This window comes from Roseofilum halophilum BLCC-M91, from assembly GCF_030068445.1.
In the GTDB taxonomy this organism is placed as follows: domain Bacteria; phylum Cyanobacteriota; class Cyanobacteriia; order Cyanobacteriales; family Desertifilaceae; genus Roseofilum; species Roseofilum halophilum.
In genome coordinates, this window is sequence record NZ_JAQPOK010000149.1 from 1 (window position 1) to 18,165 (window position 18,165).

The window sequence follows — 18,165 nt, forward strand, 5'->3', positions numbered from 1 at the left end:
GCGTCAATGGTCTTGTCCTTCATGTTCAACTGAGCATGATAGAGACTTAAACGCGGCTAGAAATATAAAATCAGTTGGGGCATCAACTGATTCGTTAGGCGATGTCAGACAGTCCCAGACTGCTATTGCTGTTTGAGCGGAGAATCCCCGTACCTTCAGGTCGGGGAGTATGTCAACGGTAGAATTGACATCGCACAAACGGATCGCAATGTTCCCCAAAGTATATACAATACGGGGCAATCTGCCCTAGAGGAACAAAACTTTCAACAAGCGATTACTTACTTTAATCAGGCGATCGCCGTTAATTCCCAGTACGCCCAAGCCTATCAGGGTCGTGCCTTAGCCCGCGATGGTATGGGAGATTACGAAGGAGCAGCCTCGGATTTACGCATAGCCGCTAGTCTATATTGGCGACAAGGTAATGCCCATGCTGCCTATCAAGCCATTCGCCTGATTGACCAAATAGGTAAGACATTTGTCTGTCATCAGAGGGGCGATCGCTGGGAAACCGTGATGAAGCTAGACTCAAAACTCTATCCTCTGATCGTCTGGCACGATCAAAGGGTACTCGATATTGACGACAATGGAAACCCAATTTTTCTGGAACAAGATCCCATGGGTGTTGCTCTGATCCCCGATTTTAATCGTACCGTGGTAGAAATTCAAGATGACCAAGGAGCAGTGGTAACGATGACTGTCGCTGAAAAAAATACCCAGTTATCTGCTCAAGGACGTTGCACCAGTGTTTCAGAACGTTTAGATAGCATTGGTGAGGCTCTAATTCATATGGGAGCGCAAGAATTATTCAGAGTCGAAACCTTAGAAAGAACAGTCGAAGAAACAACCGAAACGGGCCAAATTTTAACCTTTAAAAATGATATTCAAGTGGCATGTATTCCCGACGCTGAAGGTATATGTGATAAACGCAATGCTATTTTTACCCTCACAGGACAAGCAGAAGGCGAGGGAGTTCAGGAAAATAATCAAGAACGCCTAGAGCGCTTTATTCGTTTGATCGATCATCCCGGTTCCGGCGAACCGATTCATAATTAGAAGGGGCATAACAATCATTAATTCGTCACCTCACGAATTACCCGCTCTAATCCTGCCACCACTTGCGCTAATTTTCCATAATCTATTTTATCCGGAGTATCTTCAGCCCTATGATAATAAGGATAGCGAAAGGGAGCCGTATCCGTAATCATTAAACCGGGATATCCCTGCTGCCAAAATGACCAATGATCTGACCATCCAACTCCAGGCAAAAAGCTAGGAACGGCCGCACCTTCCGAGGGAAATTGGGTGTGCTTGCGAAATGAGCCGATCGCTTGTCTGACCCAGTTTCCAGAATCCACATTACCAATAAAGGCGATAAAGTTACCTTGCATAGGATAAAATAAATTCAAAGGGGCAGGATACTGTTGACTTCCTAGCCGATCGGAATAGTATCCCATGGTTTCTAAGCTCATCATTCCCACAATATTATCTTGGCGCTGGTCACAAATTTGAGCATAAACAAAACTGCCCATATCTGGTGTCCAGAAAAAAGGCGGTTCTTCATTGACAAATTCCACAAATCTTAGGGTTTTCTGTTGCGGTTTTCCGGCAAACCTCCGAGCTAAGGCTAGGACTGCTGCTGCTCCTGAACCATTATCATTGGCTCCGGGAACATTGGCGACAGAATCATAATGAGCGCCAATGAGGATGATTTCTTTGGGTTGGGTTGTGCCTGGAATTTCGACTTCTAAGTTATCAAATTCTTGGCCATCAACCGTATATTGATAATGATTAACCTGATATCCTGCACGAGTCAACTCATTTTCCAGATACTGAGCCGTTTGCACTAAATTATTATAGGCCAAAAAGTTGTGGGGTTCAGAGGCAATTTTTATCACATCTGTTTCTAGTTCTTGTGCTAATTCTTGCTCTTCTACCGTTAGCGGCAATAGGGCATCGCGATAACTTTCCCCTGGCATCTGTAACATAGCTTTCCATCCTCCCCAGGATATTGCTATTAAAATGATACTCAAGATCGACACTCTAATCCAAGTGGATTTGCGCTTCAATCCCCAATTGAGCTTTTTCTTGATCATTTGGATTATTTACTCTAAAATGAAGTCTATTATAAACCCAATCTCACTCTATTGTCCTGATGACTATTCCGGCGTTTGATTTCAGTCACTATTTCTCCTACGAAGAACTTACGAATTACTTAACCCAGATGGCTCAAATTTATCCGAATTTGATGCACCTAGAGAGCTTGGAAAAAACAGAAGAAGGGCGAGAGATTTGGTTGGCGACTGTGACGGATCAAACTACTGGAAATGCCGTAGAAAAACCAGGATATTGGATTGATGCTAATACCCATGCAGCAGAAGTGACGGGTTCGGCGATAGCTTGTTATATTCTCTATCAGGTTTTAAGCCAATATGACCAAGAGGAAAAAATTACCTATTTATTGCAAAACTATACTCTCTATATTCTTCCCCGAATTGCTGTAGATGGGGCAGAAAAATATCTGCAAACGCCCTACAATCTGCGCTCTAGTCCCCGTCCTTATCCGGAATCTGAACAGCAAGATGGTTTATATCCAGAAGATATTAATGGGGATGGATTAATTCTTAATATGCGGATTAAAGATCCCTGTGGGGCTTGGAAGATTTCTGAGGACGATCCGCGCTTGATGGTTCGTCGGCAACCGGATGAGTTTGGAGGCAGTTACTATACTCTGTTTCCGGAAGGTTTGATTCATAATTATAATGGTTATGAGTTGAAGATTGCACCAGCTTTAGAAGGATTAGATTTTAACCGTAATTATCCCTATTATTGGCAACCGGAAGGGGAACAGAGTGGCGCGGGAGACTTCCCTTTTTCTGAACCTGAAACTCGTGCAGAAGCGGAGTTTTGGCGCAAGCATCGGAATATTAATGGGTTTATGACCTATCATACGTTTGGAGCGCTAATTTTACGCCCTTATAGTACCCATCCCGACGAACATTTTCCGACAGCAGATTTAGATATTTATCAATTAATTGGCAGACAAGGAACGGCGTTAACGGGATATAAGTGTATTGGTATTTATAAGGATTTTCGTTACGATCCGAAGACGGTAGTTTATGGGGCAATGGATGATTATGGGTACGATCATTGGGGATGGTTTGGGTTTACGGTGGAACTTTGGGATGCGGCAAAGGAAGCGGGTGTGGAAAAGCAGAATAATATTGAGTGGGGACTTGAACACCCAGTTGAGGACGATCTGAAGATTCTGCAATGGAATGATGAGTATTTAGAGGGTAAGGGGTTTATTGATTGGCAAGGTTTTGAACATCCCCAACTGGGAGCGGTGGAGATTGGGGGATGGGATATGAAGAGGATGTGGAAAAATGCTCCGGCGAAGGCACTGCCGGAAATGGGCGATCGCCACTTCAAATTCGCTATCACCCACGCGCTGATGTCTCCCCGGTTAGCAGTGGCTCGGACTGCGGTGACTCACGAGGGGGCTGATATTTACCGCATAACCGTGCAATGGGAAAATTTGGGTTTTTTGCCCACTTACACCAGTAAAAAGGCCCTAGAGCGGCAGGCAGTGCGCCCTACGCGAGTAAAATTGGGGCTACCGGAGGGGGTTAGCCTGATTAGTGGGGAACAACAGCAGGAAATTGAGCATTTAGAAGGGCGTTCAAATAAGTGGTTCAACAAATCTGCCAATGGAACCGACTATCGCACCCATCGCAGTTGGGTGGTGAAGGGGAAAGGGGGAAGTGAAGTCATGGTAGAGGCGATCGCCGAACGGGCCGGAACGGTACGAACTTCAGTTATCCTGAGTTAGACCCTCAATCATTGATGGGGAGGGAACCCAATCGATCCTTCCTCTTCCCCTCCACCATTCAATCCCCCTCACTTAAACCCACCAATACTCGATCCCAATCCTGCATCGGCTCACCCTCTGTTGCTCTCACCTCAAAGGTTAAATTGCAGGCTTGGGGTTGGGATAACACCTGAAGACACAACTCGGCAATATCCTCGCGACTGACTTGGCCGCGAATATTATCCCCTTGGGCAACCTCCAACCCATTGCCCCCTGGTGCTTCCGTCAGGGCACAGGGGCGAATAATCGTATAAGGAATCCCACTTTCGCGGATCGTATCTTCTCCGCGCAACTTCCAGGTTAAAATGCCTCCAAGCTGCTCATTGAGCCGAACTGCGGGCGGTTCCTCCTCCAGATTTAAACCCGGTCTTCCCGGACGAGTTACCCCAGCCGAACTAATCTGCACAAACTTCGGTAACTTCGGCCCTCCATAGGCACGGATAGAGCCAAGTTCTAGACCAAAGCGCCCCGGAGAAAAGCGAGGATTAAGCTCCCCATCATACTCAAACTTACTGAGCATCAGTTGAATGGCATAGGTTTGACTGGGGTCAAATGGGGGAGCTGTGGGCAAGGTTTTGGCGCGAAATACGGGAATTAGGCGATCGAAAGGAATATCCACCGTCATCCAAGTATTATTGAGGGTATCAAAGGAATAGCAATAACTAATTCCATCCCATCGCGCCTCATTGCGGAGAATAAATTTATAACGCTTACCATCCCCTTGCACTCGCAAACTGATGCCCTCGTATCCGGCTAGATTCAGACAAGGTTCAAAGTTTTTGGTGCGAATAGAAACAAAGCCCCCAGAATTAGCGGTAGAAACTTCTCCGGTAAATAAACCACAGCTTGGAGTAATTCGCAGCTCGCTCGCACTGACTCCCCCCATCACCACATCATCAATTACGCCCCAAGTCGTTCTTAAACTCGGTGAAGGATTGGTAAAATCAAAAATCATCCGTTCGTCAGCCTGGCCTAAATAGGGCCCGACCTTGCGGATCAGGTTTTTCATGCCGTTATATTCCACCATTTCTGGACTATCCACCACTTCCGGCAGATAGAACTTCACCCCTTGATAATACTTTTCCCGGTTGGGGGTGTCGCCCTCGACCGGTTGCACGCGAGTGCCGGAACAGCAAATGACAGAAATGACATCTTGCATCATTTCCGGTCTCAGAGTTTCCGGAATGGTTAAATCCGCTTCAAATAATTCAATGCCTTTACCTAAAATAGATTCGGCTCGTTGAGCATCTCGCACGAGAGCGCGGACGGGTATCTTACGGTCTACTAAACGGCGAATCACCCGTTTTCCCACGCCACCGGTGGCTCCAACAACTAGAATAGTACCCATAGCTCGTCCTTTTGGCGGTTGAGGTTGTCTGGTGAGGGTTCGTAACCCACGCTGAAGACTACTGAGAATCGGAAAAACTTCAAAGGTGTTTAGGGTGTCGAGCAAGCGATTGAAATCCCAAGATTTGCGATCGCTTCCGACCTGAACAGGAGTTTTAGAAGCCATTCTCTTAGTTGGTGTAGATCGTCCTTGTTTATCTTAACGGAGACAGGCAAAATGAACGGAAGATTGAGTAACCCAGTAAATGGAGTCAGGATCAGGATATGGTGGGTCAATTAACAACTCATGTATTGGATACGTCGCAAGGCTCTCCTGCTGCGGGGATGGTATTGGAATTATGGGCAGTCGATCGCCAGTCGCCGATTAAAACCCTGCTCAAACAGACCAAAACCAATGTGCAAGGCCGAACCAATGTTCCTTTATTGGACGATGGAGAGTTGGAAGTTGGCAATTACGAATTAGTTTTTTTTGTCGGTGATTATTTTCAGCGTACTATCGGAAATTTACCGGAGCCAGTCTTCTTGGATCAGGTTCCGATTCAGTTTGGAGTCTCGAATCCCCATAGTCATTATCATGTGCCTTTGTTGGTTTCGCCTTGGTCTTATACGACGTATCGGGGGAGTTAGCTGCTTATCGCTCTTTGTCAGCATGTCGTCAAGGGGGAGAGAATAGGGAATAGGAAAACCATTTTTCACCCTATTGTCGCCATTTATTAATGTTGACATACTTCAGCATCCGGGAGATCAAAAATGACCTATACGATCGCACAGATTAATCAAATGAGTCAAGAGGATTTTGTGGAGGCTTTGGGTGGTCTATTTGAAAAGACTCCGGCGATCGCCGCTCAAACTTGGCATCAGAAGCCGTTTCGAGATAGAAAACATCTGTATCAGATGCTGATCTCCCAGATGCTGGAATTGAGCGATGGGGAAAAAATGGCGTTAATTCGAGCGCATCCAGATTTAGGGAGTCGCCTGAACATGGCTCCCGACTCGATCGCCGAACAAGCAGGAGCAGGCTTGGATCGGTTGAGTTCCCAGGAGTACGATCGCTTTGTGACTTTGAATGAAGCGTATAAACAGAAGTTTGGCTTTCCGTTTATTATGGCGGTGAAGGGACAGACAAAAGAGACGATTTTGAAGGCGTTTGAAGCACGATTAAGTGATGATTTCCAAGTCGAGCAGGCACAAGCGCTAGAGGAGATAGCTAAGATTGTACAGTTTCGGTTAGAGACCCTGTGCAAAGGTGGTGTTTGAACCCTCCGAGGTCAGGGTGCTAACCTAACGTCGTGGATTGTTTGATCTAAAATAGTTAAAATCGTATAAATGTCCATCCTTGTTACAATGGGAAGTTGAAACCCTTTAATCTAAACGGTTATGCCCAGAACCCAACGCAACGATAACTTTATTGATAAGAGCTTTACGGTAATGGCAGATATTATTCTGAAGATTCTGCCCACGAGCAATAAGTCGAAAACTGCCTTTGCCTATTATCGCGATGGGATGTCTGCCCAGGCTGATGGTGAGTATGCAGAGGCTTTGGATAATTATTATGAAGCGTTGAACTTAGAGGAAGACCCCAACGATCGCAGTTATATTTTGTATAATGTGGGCTTGATCCATGCCAGTAATGGGGAGCATGACAAGGCGATCGACTATTATGAGCAAGCCTTAGACTTGAATGATAAGATGCCCCAAGCCTTGAATAATATTGCCGTCATCTATCACTATAAGGGCGAGCAGACCAAAGCAGCCGGGGATAATGAGAAGGCTGAAGAGTGGTTTGATATCGCCGCCGATTATTGGAGTCGGGCGATTAAAATGGCCCCTAATAATTATATTGAAGCCCAAAACTGGTTGAAAAATACCGGGCGATCGCAAGGCGAAGTCTTTTTCTAAGTCTATTTTGTTTTCTAGTCTTCCAGAACCCTTATGCTCGACCAAGAACAAGTTCATAAAGTTGCCCATCTAGCCCGTTTATCCCTGACACCGGAAGAGGAAGCCCAATTAAGTGGGGAACTGAGTCAGATTCTCGAATATGTGGAACAGCTCAACGAGTTGGATACCGAAGGCGTTCCCCCCACCACGCGGGCGATCGAATTAAGCAATATCACCCGCGAAGATTTACTAACTCCGGATGAGTTTCGGGAAGCCCTTTTAGACAACGCCCCCGATCGCGATGGCGACTTCTTTAAGGTTCCCCAAATCCTTAGCGAGTAGCCCTCATCCCCCAGCCCCTTCTCCCACAGGAGAAGGGGAGTAAAGTCCCTCTCCCGTGGGAGAGGGATTTTCCGCAAAGCGGACATGAAAGGGAGAGGGCAAAATCTCGGCGGTTCACCCATTATTAATTATTAATTGTTAATTCTTATAATCATGGTTAAAAACTTATGGCATCCGAGCGAAGCTGCTCAATATAAAACGGATTTAGAACAAAGAGTTTATACTTCACGCCTCTTAGGAAAAGACCCCTCCCTCGTCCTCCATGGAGGGGGCAATACCTCCGTCAAAGTCAAAGAAACGAACCTCTTCGGAGAAGAAGAAGACATTCTCTACGTCAAAGGAAGCGGATGGGATCTCGCCACCATCGAAGCCGAAGGATTTGCCCCAGTACGGATACCGCACTTGCTGAAATTGGCACAACTCAAGCAATTGTCCGATCCGCAAATGGTCAATGAACTGAAAACCCAGATGACCCGTGCCAGCGCCCCTGCGCCATCCGTAGAGACGATTTTGCACGCCATTTTGCCCTACAAATATGTGGATCATACCCATGCCGATGCCATCATTGCTGTGACCAATACAGCCAATGGCAGACAACGGATAGAAGAGATTTATGGCGATCGCCTCATCGTTATCCCCTACGTCATGCCCGGATTTGACCTCGCGCGAGTCTGTGCCAGCCAATTCGCCCTAGAAGCAGGGGAACAGACCCTCGGCATGGTACTAATGAATCATGGTATCTTTTCCTTCGGAGCCACCGCCCAAGAATCCTACGAACGCATGATTGAGCTAGTCAGTCAAGCCGAAACCTATCTGCAAAAACAAGGAGCCAAAGTTTCCATCCCCGAACGCTCCATCCCCGAAACCCCTCCCCTCAGTCAAACCCTCGCCCAACTGCGCCATACCCTCTCCACAACCGCCCAATTTCCCCTCATTCTCAGCACCCACCGCAACCCCAAAACCCTCAACTTTTCCCAAAGAGAAGATATTCAACAGATTTCCCAACAAGGCCCCGCCACCCCAGATCACGTCATTCGCACCAAACGCCTTCCCCTCATCGGGCGAGACATTCAGAGCTACGTCCAAGCCTATCAAGCCTACTTCCGCGCCCACGCCACCCCAGATTTAACCATCCTCGACCCCATTCCCAGAGTCATTCTTGACCCAGAACTCGGCATGTGTACCGTCGGCAAAACCATCAAACAAGCCCATATCGTCGCCGACATTTACGACCATACCATCGACATCATCAGCGCCAGCACCCAACTCGGCGGCTATCAAGCCCTCTCTGCCAAAGACATCTTCGCCGTCGAATACTGGGACTTAGAACAAGCCAAACTCCGCAAAGGTGGCAAACCCCCCCTGTTCACTGGCGAAATAGCCCTCGTCACCGGCGCAGCATCCGGCATCGGTAAAGCCTGCGTAGACTCCCTGCTCCAGCGAGGAGCAGCCGTTATCGGCTTAGATCTCGATACCAAAATTGAAGCCCTCTATGACCGTGCTGACTTCTGTGGCATCACCTGCGATGTCACCGACGAAACCGCCCTCCATGCCGCCCTAGAACAAGCCGTGCAACGCTTTGGCGGCTTAGACATGCTCATCCTCAACGCGGGAATTTTTCCCGGTGGTTGTCCCATTGCCGATCTAGACAGTGCCGAATGGCGCAAAGTGATGTCGGTTAATTTAGATGCCAACCTTGCCCTCCTGCGCCAAGCCTATCCCCTATTGAAACTCGCCCCCCAAGGCGGTCGAGTCGTGGTCATCGGCTCCAAAAATGTCCCCGCCCCCGGCCCCGGAGCAGCAGCCTATTCCGCCTCCAAAGCCGCCCTAAATCAACTGATGCGCGTCGCTGCCCTAGAGTGGGGCAAAGATAACATTCGCCTCAATACCCTCCATCCCAATGCCGTATTCGACACCGGTTTATGGACTCAAGAGGTTCTGAATTCTCGCGCCGCCCATTATGGGTTAACCGTGGAAGAATACAAAACCAACAATGTCTTAAAAGTAGAAGTCGATAGCCATGCCGTCGCTGAACTCGCCGCCGAAATGTGTGGGCCTTTGTTCGCCAAAACCACCGCCGCCCAAGTCCCCGTTGATGGGGGCAATGACCGGGTGATTTAAGACCAAAGACTCTCCTGAGCAATCGTTGTGTCCTCTTCGTTAACCCGTTGATTCATAGATTTGAGTTGTGATTGCGACCGCGGGGAAGTATTCGCGCTCCGCGCAAGCGTCGCTTTCATGTCCGCGAAGCGGAAACGCACAATCCTCGAATCTTGGCGATTGCTTCATTCTGCTTCGCTCCATTCGCAATGACTCACATCAATAATACTGTACTCTGTTATAGCGTTTCGTACTGTATACACCCATTCCCCCACTACAGTGTGAAGCGCTGTAACAATTCAGGGGAGATGGGGTAAACTGGGAAGCATGAAAAAGAAGATACTCAATATAGAGGAGTATATAAGGGTAAACTCTTGCTTTTACTCTTTGGATAGTTACACAACAATTTAGTGATGCTTAGGTTTCAATTTCCAACATTCAATATTTTACCTCGACAGAAATTTGAGGCATGGTGTGCTGGGGTATGCGAGGGCAGAATGCTTCTATGGAATGGGCTAATGATTGTCATCTTGCACATTATCGGCACGTTTGCCTTTCAGTTTGCCAGTTTCAATGATGTAACTCCTGTTTGGCCCCTCTCAGGCATTTCTTTAGCAGCATTACTCTTGAGTCAATTTCGCATTTTACCCGGAATGCTGATCGGCTATTGGTGGCTAGACAGTAACCTCTATGAAAGCTGGTCTTTAGGGCTTCCCATCGGCACAGGAGAAACGATAGAGGCGTTAATTGCTGCGATTTTGATTTTATGGTGGAGTGGCGATCGCAAAATTCTCAATTCGGTTAAAGCCACTTTGTTTTTTGCGATCGCAGTCAGTTTTGCCCCCATTTTTAACGCCACTTGGGGAACCTCTATTCTCTATTTTCAAGAAGTAATTTCTACAGTAGACTATGCTGGAGTTTGGCGAACCTGGTGGACGGCAGATACTGTCGGATTTTTGGTCTTTGCCCCCTTTGTACTCACCTGGGAACGAGGATTTCGCGGTCTCAAAACCAACCCACAACAGTTAAGGGAACTCATGCTGCTGATTGCATTTATCGCCTTTATCTCTTGGGAAACCTTCGTGCTAAGTTATTCCGTAGAATATATGTTTTTGCTGCCTATGGTTTGGGCAGCCTTTCGCTTTGGAAAGCGAGGTGCTACCTTATTGGTTGTGGTGTTATCGTTAATTTCTATCTTAACGACTGCCCAAGGAATTGGGGCATTTGCGAAAGAAACAGATCTAGACTCTATGCTGTTGTTGCAATCTTTTGTGGGTGTAGTGAGTCTCACTATTCTGATTTTGTCCTCAACCATTAGCGAACAAAAGGCCGCAGAGCAGCAACTCCGGCGGTACAATGAAGTCTTAGAAAGTCAAGTTCAAGAAAGGACGGCTGAATTATCCCAAACCTTAAAAGATTTACAAAGTATGCAAACTCAACTGGTGCAAACTGAAAAAATGTCCAGTTTAGGACAATTGGTGGCGGGAGTTGCCCATGAAATCAATAATCCTGTGAATTTCATTCATGGTAATTTAACTCATACTGAAAACTACACCCATAGCTTATTCAAGATTATTAGTCTTTATCAGCAATATTATCCTCAACCTCAAAACGAAATTGAAGAACTCATTGAAGACAGTGACCTCGATTTTATTCAAGAGGACTTCCCTAAACTCCTGCAATCGATGAAAGTAGGAGCCAATCGTATTCGTGAAATTGTTATATCTCTGCGTAATTTTTCCCGTCTCGATGAATCAGACTGTAAAGAAGTGGATATTCATGAAGGTTTAGAGAGTACCTTGATGATTTTAGAAAATCGCTTTAAGCGCAGTGTGGATCAATCGGAAATTCAACTCATCAAAAACTATGGTGAAATTCCTTTAGTGGACTGTTACCCAGGACGGCTTAATCAGGTATTTATGAACCTGCTTACCAATGCGATGGATGCTTTAGATGAGTCTTCAAACCCAGACCGGATTGATACTATTCACCTAACTACAGAGTTAAAGGACTCTAATACGGTCAGAATTCACATTGCCGATAATGGCCCAGGAATCTCAGAGAAAGTACAATCTAAACTCTTCGATCCCTTTTTTACCACGAAACCCGTTGGTCAAGGTACAGGTTTAGGTCTGACAATTAGTTATCAAATTATCACCGAAACTCATCAAGGAGCTTTATATTGCGATTCTACCCTGAATGAAGGTACAGAGTTTATTATTGAGCTGCCTGTGAAAAAAGTACATTGAAGACGAAAATGAAAATCCCCTGCTGTTTCAGTAGGGGATTTAGGGGGATTAAAATTTATCGCTTAGGAGCGAATACTGCTATACAGCGCTTCGCGCGGTAATGGGTAATGGGTAATAGGTAATGGGAAAACCATTTTTGACGCTATGCGTGCCCATTCTTCAGGCTTTTCATGGGACAACACTCTCAAGGAACATTTCGATTACTGTACCTCATAACATCGAAAAACGCTGTATTATGCGCCCACGGCTTCTTTGGCAGCGTATATGACTTCAATGGTAATCTCATCCAAACCGCGATCGCGGGAAAATTTCTCCGTATTCCGTTTCACCTTACCGCGCACAAAGCCAGACTATTTTTTTAACTGATTTCGCTTTTTACTTCAAATATCCCTACTCCTTATTGCACGAGCGAGTCAGAAAAGATAAATCTAGAGATGAATCAGTTGTCAGCATTTTTGCAGAGTTGGAAAAAAATGCCATCAAAGCCTCTTTGTCTAGCTTATTAACCTGGAATTTCACCAGAGCCGTTTTAGATTATGGTCAGATTGTCGAAAATAATGCCAAACAGGAATTAAAGTCAAGGTATGAATCTCTGTTAGGCGAAAAACTTTAACATTGTTGTACAACAAGCATCAGTGTTCTTTGGGTCTTAGGAAGATTTTGCCAGTAAGGGAGCAGCAGCAAGGAGGGTTTGGGTATAGGGGTGTTGGGGATGGGTAAAGATTTGGTGGGTGGTGTTGAGTTCAACGATTTTACCTTGATTCATGACGGCGATGCGATCGCATAAAAATCGGGCTACCCACAGGTCATGGGTGATGAACAGATAGGTTAAGTCAAACTCCCGTTTTAGGTCTAGCATCAGTTGCAGCACTTGCGCTTGTACGCTTGCATCGAGCATACTTACGGGTTCATCGCAGATCACCAGTTTGGGCTGGGTAATCAGAGCGCGGGCGATCGCCACCCGTTGCTGTTGTCCCCCAGAGAGTTCCCCCGGATAGCGATCGGTGTAAGTTTCGGTGGGGGTTAAGCCCACTTTTTCTAGCATCTCTACGACCCTTAATTTGGCCGTTTTGGGGGTTTCTAGACCGTGAATGAGGAGGGGGTCGGCAATGCTCTCGCCCACCTTCATCAGGGGATTGAGGCAGGCGTGGGGGTCTTGGAAAACCATCTGCATTTGTTGACGCAGTTGGCGCAGAGATTTCCGGTTTATGGAGGTCATCCCATTACCGAGGAATTCGACCTTACCGGAGGTGGGTTTAATTAGGTGTAAAATGGTGCGCGACAGGGTGCTTTTACCACACCCGGATTCTCCCACGAGTCCTAAAATTTCTCCGGGATAGAGTTCAAAGTTCACCCCATCCACGGCTTTAATAACAGTGGAATTTTGGGTAAACAGTTGTTGGATTAAATTACTCTCTAAGCTGTAATGGGTTTTTAGGTCGGAGACTTGGAGCAAGGGCTGCTTTTCCAGCTTTTCCAACAGAGGTGCAGTCGCTTTAGTTTCGATCGCCTGAATATGCAGAGCTGCTTCCAGCAAAGATCGCGTATACTCCTGTTGGGGATGAAAGATGACCTGCTCGCTTCGATCCCGTTCAATGAGTTCTCCTTGATACATCACCGCAATTTCCGAGCAATATTCTCCCACTAAGGCTAAATCGTGGGAAATCAGCAATAAGCCCATTTCCCGCTCGGCACATAACCGAGTTAATTCCCGTAAAATCTGGGCGGAGACGGTGACATCTAAGCTGGTGGTGGGTTCATCGGCGATAATGAGCTTGGGGTTTAATAATAACGCCAAGGCGATCGCTACCCGTTGACGCATTCCCCCGCTAAACTCGTGGGGATACTGAGACCATCGGGAGGCGGGAATGCTGACGGACTCCAAAACGGCGATCGCCCGATCCTTAGCTTCCCGATAGGATAAAGACTGGTGAGACTGTAGGGTTTCCACACAATGATCGCCAATGGTCATCAAAGGATCAAGACGAGTCATGGGGTCTTGGAAAATGAGTGCCACTTCTTCACCCCGAAACCGTTGCAGTTCTTCTGGGGTCAACTCTAGAACCGATTTTCCTTGGACTTGAATATCGCCCTCTACCTGGGACTGGGACGGCAACAGGCGCATAATCGCCCGTCCCAGGGTTGATTTTCCACAGCCGGACTCCCCCACCAAACCCAGGCGATCGCCCGCTCTGAGCGCCAAGGAGACATGGCGAACGGCCCATTCTGAATCGGGATTATAGGCGATCGACAACTGGTCGAGCTGCAACAGAGGTGGAGTCATAGGAAAGGATGTATAGGGAAATTGAATATCCTTGACTTTATACCATTTGCGATTTTACAGCATGGTGACCTCAAGATCATCTCTAATCTCTTCTAGCCCTTGCTAGGTTCCCACAAATCACATCAATAATCCCTGTGATACTTAGATAAAATGTTATAATAACAAAGAAAACATATCACATATTTTTTTATCTAGAGATCGAGTCCAAAATTCCTAAATGAGCGATCGACTCCCTCAATTATTTGATATTACTGGAGTGGGAGCATCTTGCTCCCTACATTTTTAATTATGGTATTCAATAAGAAATATCAAACTTTTGGGTTTGCATTTTGTACTGTAGCATCAATCATTTGGATAATACCTTGATCGTCAAACTCTTCAAGTTTTTCCATGACTTGTTGACAAAACCAATGATAAGTTCCATTGTGGTTTTTAAGAGATTGCACCACAATTTCAATTCCTTCAATATCTCCAATCTTTGCCGCTTCCATAATTTTTTCTAACGTCTCCAGGGGCGGAAGTTCTTGATTGGTAGGAAAATCTTCTGATTCAATTGTAGGGGTTTCTGGGACTAAGGAGCGAGTTACCCAGTCTAAATGGAGATACTTTTTCAACAGGGCAAACAATTGCTGAAAATCAATCGGTTTACTCAAGAAATCATCACATCCGGCTTCAATACTGGCGACTTGATCTTGACTTAAGACACTGGCACTCGAAGCAATAACAGTGAGGTCTTCAAACTCAGGTTGAGCGCGAAGTCTACGGGTCATTTCAAAGCCATCTAAAACCGGCATGACTAAATCAGTAATAATTAGATCGGGATGAAAGGTTTGGGCTAGAGCTAATCCCCTTTCTCCATTAGAGGCTTCGCGACAGTCAAAATCTAGAGAGATTAAAACTTCTCTTAACATTTGTCGATTGACTTCTTTATCATCAACAATCAGAATTTTGCGTCGGGGGCCGACATAACCAATAATCTCGTTTTGTTCTTCATGCAAAACGGTTCCCCAAGATTCGGTTGTGAGTAACTCTAAGTCAAACCAAAACTGACTGCCTTCACCTAAAACACTGGTGACTTGAATTTCACTCCCCATTAAACCAACAATTTGCTGACTAATGGCTAAACCGAGTCCGGTTCCTTCGGCTTGTTGACTTTTCGCGCCCACTTGTTCAAAGGGTAAGAAAATTTTTTGCAGTTGCTCGACATTCATGCCGACTCCGGTATCTTGAATACTAAATCTTAACCACAGGTAATTTTCGGAAAGGGTCGGCAAATCTTCTAGGGGTTCAACTTTCAGAATTACTCGCCCTTGATGGGTAAATTTAATCGAATTTCCTAAGAGATTTAAGAGGACTTGGCGCAGCCGTTTATCATCGGCAATTATGGCTTTGGGTAAGCCGGGGTGTTGGGTATATTCAAATTGAATTTCTTTTTTTTCAGCCCGAACCCTGGACATTTCTGCTATGCCGGAAATAAAGGCAGGCAAATGAAATTCCTGGGGAATGAGGTCGAGTTTGCGGGCTTCAATTTTGGCTAAATCGAGGATATCGTTGATGAGGTTGAGTAGGTGGGTTCCACATTGGTCGATAATTTTCACCCCGTGACGTTGGCTATTGAGATCTTGGGTGCGTTCCATGATTTGGGTGTAGCCGAGAATGCCGTTGAGGGGGGTTCGCAGTTCATGGCTCATGCTGGCGAGAAATTCACTTTTGGCTTGGTTGGCTTCATCAGCAGTGAGGCGGGCTTGTTCGAGTTCTTGGGTGTAGGTGCTGATGCGCTTGACGAGTTGGTTAAAGGCTTGGGCAACGGTGGCGACTTCATCTTGGGTGGTGACTGGGCAACGGAGGTTAAAGTTGGAGTCTTGGGTAATTTGGGTGGCGACTTGTTCGAGGGACTGGAGGGGACGGGCGATCGCCGAACTGGTGAGGAATACCAGTACACTAGACAGGAGCAGGGAACTGGCGATACTGGCAACAATGATCCGGCGACGCAGATATTCTGCTTGGATGCGTTGGGCTTCAGCTCTGTGGTACTGGTTATCAATCACTTCTTCGATCCAAACCAAGGTTTCCAGTAAGCGGTCAAATTCGATCGCAATTTGCGTGGCTTCTTGGGAGGTTAGGGTATCGATAATCGTTTGCCGTGCGGGTTCGATTTGGTCAACCGTGAGACTGGGAGGGTCAATTTTTCCCCACAGTTTGAGGATCAGGTCTCGATATTCTTGGGTGACGTGACGATATCCCGTTAGGGTTTCTTTCAGTTTGGGCAGATCGACATCGGAGGCGTAAGCGTAGTTTTGTAAAAACGTTTCAAAGGCTTGAATTGATGCTTCTACTCGGTTGATATCGGCGAGGAATTTATCGGCTTCATAGCTAAACCAAATGGTATCTCCGAGGATACCGATGAGTCTTTGGGGATGTAAGCGGATAGCGAAGACGGCGTTTTCTTGATCTTTTAAGAGCAGTTGTTGGCGGGAGGCGATCGCCAATTCTTGGTCGGCTTTATGCTGATAATATTCGCCAATATACAGTCCAGCTAAGGAACCGCAAATGGCTACCCCCAAGGACACCCCATACCCGATCGCAATTTTTTGACTAATACTCAGATGATTGATCGGTCGGATCGCCCAATCTCTAAAGGATGAGTGAGTCCACCACTGCTGAATTTTATTGATCATAGTCCAATGTAGGGAGTCCTCAATACCATGATACTCAAGAGCCTTCCGGGATAGAAAATGACCCATCTCCTTAGAGGAAATTCCCTTCTCCGATCGCCCGATACACATTGCGGATCATATCGTAATCTCGATCCTCTACGGCAATTAACGTAGATTCTTGATACTTGGTATTCGCAGATGTTGACGCTAAGGCACGAATTACAGTATTTTGATCGGCCAGAAGGCGATCGCGCAAATTTTCTACTTCCTGGGGTTTCGTGCGACTATTAACAATTAACACATCACTCGGCAGAGCTGGGCCTTTTTTGAGCAGCCGAAACTCATCCGTAGAAGCTCCTTCTGCTTCTAAAAAGTCTTCATAATCAATAATTGGCCCGGCCCAAGCGTCCACTTCCCTATTTTTCAGCGCCGCTAAAGACCCTTCCCGGCCGAGCATTTTTACCTCATAATCGGTTTTTGGATCGAGTCCCGCACTCATAAACATCTCCGTGGGCCCTAAATGGCCGCTGGTGGAACCGACTTTAACCATAGCAATGGTTTTGCCTTTGAGATCTCGGATCGATTGTACGGGCGATCCAGGAGGCAGGGCGATCGCCGCATGATAATTGGGTCGGGTAATAGCGATCGCGGGAATGGCATTGGTGCGAGCGCGAATTAACACATATTCCGAAGGCCCGACAACGGATAAATCCACGCTTCCCGCTTGCAAAGCCGAAGCCACTTGAGTATAACTCTGGACGGGATAAAATTCTACCGATCGCCCCAAACTATCCTCTAGGGCCATCCGAAAGGGTTCATAGTCTCTTTTGAGGTTTTCGAGTCCTTGAACGTCACTGATGGCTAATTTTAGGGGCACTACAGAACTATTTTCCGTAGGGGTGCGATTAGATAAACTTGGGTCTGAGGTCTGGTTGGCAGTACAACTGACCAACAGTCCTAGGGAGAAGGCGAGGAAATACCGTCTTTTCATGATTTTCAACCCAGTTATACTCTACGGCAGAAAAAAACAAACATAGATGGGCCCAGTATAGGGGATGGCTTTGGGGGTTGAGGTTATGGTTTGGATAAGGAACTGGGGGAATGGGGGGAATGGGTAAGACCTCACCCCTTGAGTTTTGACATCCTCACCGCCCTAGAAGGGCGGTGATTCCTAAACCTCACAATTTAGGTTTCTGCTTCATAGCAGTTGCCTTCACAGATTTACTCTGCTCTGGTCTTACACTCGCTCCACAGACTGACACCGCAAGTCCTGCGGCCAAGATATTACAACTGGCATTTATATCGCGATCTAAATGTATGCCACACTTAGGACATTCCCATTGCCGAATATTTAACGGCATCTTTTCAACCACATGCCCGCAATTACTACAACGCTTAGAACTAGGAAACCACCTATCTATCTTGATATAGTTTCTGCCA

The 18,165-nt window shown here is 46.5% G+C and carries 16 protein-coding genes and 1 pseudogene; 10 read left to right on the forward strand and 7 right to left on the reverse strand.

Features of this window, described 5'->3' with window-relative positions; genetic code table 11:
- Both PJF56_RS22270 and PJF56_RS19195 read left to right on the forward strand, forming a co-directional pair.
- Positions 1–136: zinc ribbon domain-containing protein (locus PJF56_RS22270; RefSeq protein WP_347179590.1), on the forward strand; the 136-nt coding region annotated here is incomplete at its 5' end.
- Positions 133–1,053: a tetratricopeptide repeat protein gene (locus PJF56_RS19195; RefSeq protein ID WP_283764320.1), complete on the forward strand. Its 921-nt coding sequence runs from the start codon at positions 133–135 to the stop codon at positions 1,051–1,053. The genes PJF56_RS22270 and PJF56_RS19195, both read left to right, overlap by 4 nt.
- 17 nt (positions 1,054–1,070) lie before the next feature.
- Here PJF56_RS19195 and PJF56_RS19200 read toward each other — a convergent pair whose 3' ends face one another.
- Positions 1,071–1,985 carry a M28 family peptidase gene (locus tag PJF56_RS19200; RefSeq protein WP_283764321.1) on the reverse strand — a complete coding sequence of 305 codons (915 nt, stop codon included), beginning with the start codon at positions 1,983–1,985 and terminating at the stop codon, positions 1,071–1,073.
- 167 nt (positions 1,986–2,152) lie between these two features.
- Here PJF56_RS19200 and PJF56_RS19205 point away from each other — a divergent pair, with 167 nt between their 5' ends.
- Positions 2,153–3,829, forward strand: coding sequence for a M14 family metallopeptidase (locus PJF56_RS19205; protein WP_283764322.1), 1,677 nt, complete (start codon positions 2,153–2,155; stop codon positions 3,827–3,829).
- A 58-nt stretch (positions 3,830–3,887) separates the two neighbouring features.
- Here the strand turns inward: PJF56_RS19205 and PJF56_RS19210 are convergent, their stop codons facing one another.
- Positions 3,888–5,381: a CIA30 family protein gene (locus tag PJF56_RS19210; RefSeq protein ID WP_283764323.1), complete on the reverse strand. Its 1,494-nt coding sequence runs from the start codon at positions 5,379–5,381 to the stop codon at positions 3,888–3,890.
- 98 nt (positions 5,382–5,479) lie between these two features.
- Between PJF56_RS19210 and uraH the strand changes: the two genes are divergently transcribed.
- From uraH to PJF56_RS19240, 6 genes are all read left to right on the forward strand, one after another.
- Complete coding sequence (uraH, locus tag PJF56_RS19215; protein ID WP_283764324.1) at positions 5,480–5,842, forward strand: hydroxyisourate hydrolase; 363 nt, start codon at positions 5,480–5,482, stop codon at positions 5,840–5,842.
- Between the two features lie 123 nt (positions 5,843–5,965).
- On the forward strand, positions 5,966–6,472 hold the full coding sequence (gene uraD / locus PJF56_RS19220; RefSeq protein WP_283764325.1) for a 2-oxo-4-hydroxy-4-carboxy-5-ureidoimidazoline decarboxylase: 507 nt from the start codon (positions 5,966–5,968) through the stop codon (positions 6,470–6,472).
- A 120-nt stretch (positions 6,473–6,592) separates the two neighbouring features.
- The gene (locus tag PJF56_RS19225) at positions 6,593–7,114 is read left to right on the forward strand and encodes a photosystem I assembly protein Ycf3 (RefSeq protein WP_283764326.1); all 522 of its coding nucleotides are present in this window, start codon (positions 6,593–6,595) and stop codon (positions 7,112–7,114) included.
- A gap of 33 nt (positions 7,115–7,147) precedes the next feature.
- Complete coding sequence (gene gatC, locus PJF56_RS19230) at positions 7,148–7,435, forward strand: Asp-tRNA(Asn)/Glu-tRNA(Gln) amidotransferase subunit GatC (protein WP_283764327.1); 288 nt, start codon at positions 7,148–7,150, stop codon at positions 7,433–7,435.
- A 153-nt stretch (positions 7,436–7,588) separates the two neighbouring features.
- Positions 7,589–9,556 carry a bifunctional aldolase/short-chain dehydrogenase gene (locus tag PJF56_RS19235; RefSeq protein WP_283764328.1) on the forward strand — a complete coding sequence of 656 codons (1,968 nt, stop codon included), beginning with the start codon at positions 7,589–7,591 and terminating at the stop codon, positions 9,554–9,556.
- 497 nt (positions 9,557–10,053) lie between these two features.
- Positions 10,054–11,784, forward strand: a complete 1,731-nt coding sequence (locus PJF56_RS19240) for an MASE1 domain-containing protein (RefSeq protein WP_283764329.1) — start codon at positions 10,054–10,056, stop codon at positions 11,782–11,784.
- A 233-nt stretch (positions 11,785–12,017) separates the two neighbouring features.
- Here PJF56_RS19240 and PJF56_RS19245 read toward each other — a convergent pair.
- Positions 12,018–12,131: pseudogene (locus PJF56_RS19245) on the reverse strand (hypothetical protein); the annotation flags it as partial.
- 53 nt (positions 12,132–12,184) lie between these two features.
- Between PJF56_RS19245 and PJF56_RS19250 the strand changes: the two are divergent.
- Positions 12,185–12,397 (forward strand): hypothetical protein, encoded by a 213-nt coding sequence (locus PJF56_RS19250; protein WP_283764331.1) that lies wholly within the window; start codon positions 12,185–12,187, stop codon positions 12,395–12,397.
- Between the two features lie 36 nt (positions 12,398–12,433).
- Here the strand turns inward: PJF56_RS19250 and PJF56_RS19255 are convergent, their stop codons facing one another.
- The 4 genes from PJF56_RS19255 to PJF56_RS19270 form a co-directional block, all read right to left on the reverse strand.
- Positions 12,434–14,068, reverse strand: coding sequence for a dipeptide ABC transporter ATP-binding protein (locus tag PJF56_RS19255; protein ID WP_283764332.1), 1,635 nt, complete (start codon positions 14,066–14,068; stop codon positions 12,434–12,436).
- Positions 14,069–14,376: 308 nt separating this feature from the next.
- Positions 14,377–16,746, reverse strand: coding sequence for a response regulator (locus tag PJF56_RS19260; protein WP_283764333.1), 2,370 nt, complete (start codon positions 16,744–16,746; stop codon positions 14,377–14,379).
- 70 nt (positions 16,747–16,816) lie between these two features.
- Positions 16,817–17,716, reverse strand: coding sequence for a PhnD/SsuA/transferrin family substrate-binding protein (locus PJF56_RS19265; RefSeq protein WP_283764334.1), 900 nt, complete (start codon positions 17,714–17,716; stop codon positions 16,817–16,819).
- A 187-nt stretch (positions 17,717–17,903) separates the two neighbouring features.
- A partial coding sequence (locus PJF56_RS19270) for a zinc ribbon domain-containing protein (RefSeq protein ID WP_347179589.1) occupies positions 17,904–18,165 on the reverse strand: 262 nt, incomplete at its 5' end.

Bases quoted from the DNA above. Each gene is read 5' to 3' on its own strand.
- PJF56_RS19200 (WP_283764321.1), bottom strand. From the start codon at position 1,985: ATGTTACAGATGCCAGGGGAAAGTTATCGCGATGCCCTATTGCCGCTA.
- PJF56_RS19205 (WP_283764322.1), top strand. From the start codon at position 2,153: ATGACTATTCCGGCGTTTGATTTCAGTCACTATTTCTCCTACGAAGAA.
- PJF56_RS19210 (WP_283764323.1), bottom strand. From the start codon at position 5,381: ATGGCTTCTAAAACTCCTGTTCAGGTCGGAAGCGATCGCAAATCTTGG.
- uraH (WP_283764324.1), top strand. From the start codon at position 5,480: ATGGTGGGTCAATTAACAACTCATGTATTGGATACGTCGCAAGGCTCT.
- uraD (WP_283764325.1), top strand. From the start codon at position 5,966: ATGACCTATACGATCGCACAGATTAATCAAATGAGTCAAGAGGATTTT.
- PJF56_RS19225 (WP_283764326.1), top strand. From the start codon at position 6,593: ATGCCCAGAACCCAACGCAACGATAACTTTATTGATAAGAGCTTTACG.
- gatC (WP_283764327.1), top strand. From the start codon at position 7,148: ATGCTCGACCAAGAACAAGTTCATAAAGTTGCCCATCTAGCCCGTTTA.
- PJF56_RS19235 (WP_283764328.1), top strand. From the start codon at position 7,589: ATGGTTAAAAACTTATGGCATCCGAGCGAAGCTGCTCAATATAAAACG.
- PJF56_RS19240 (WP_283764329.1), top strand. From the start codon at position 10,054: ATGATTGTCATCTTGCACATTATCGGCACGTTTGCCTTTCAGTTTGCC.
- PJF56_RS19255 (WP_283764332.1), bottom strand. From the start codon at position 14,068: ATGACTCCACCTCTGTTGCAGCTCGACCAGTTGTCGATCGCCTATAAT.
- PJF56_RS19260 (WP_283764333.1), bottom strand. From the start codon at position 16,746: ATGATCAATAAAATTCAGCAGTGGTGGACTCACTCATCCTTTAGAGAT.
- PJF56_RS19265 (WP_283764334.1), bottom strand. From the start codon at position 17,716: ATGAAAAGACGGTATTTCCTCGCCTTCTCCCTAGGACTGTTGGTCAGT.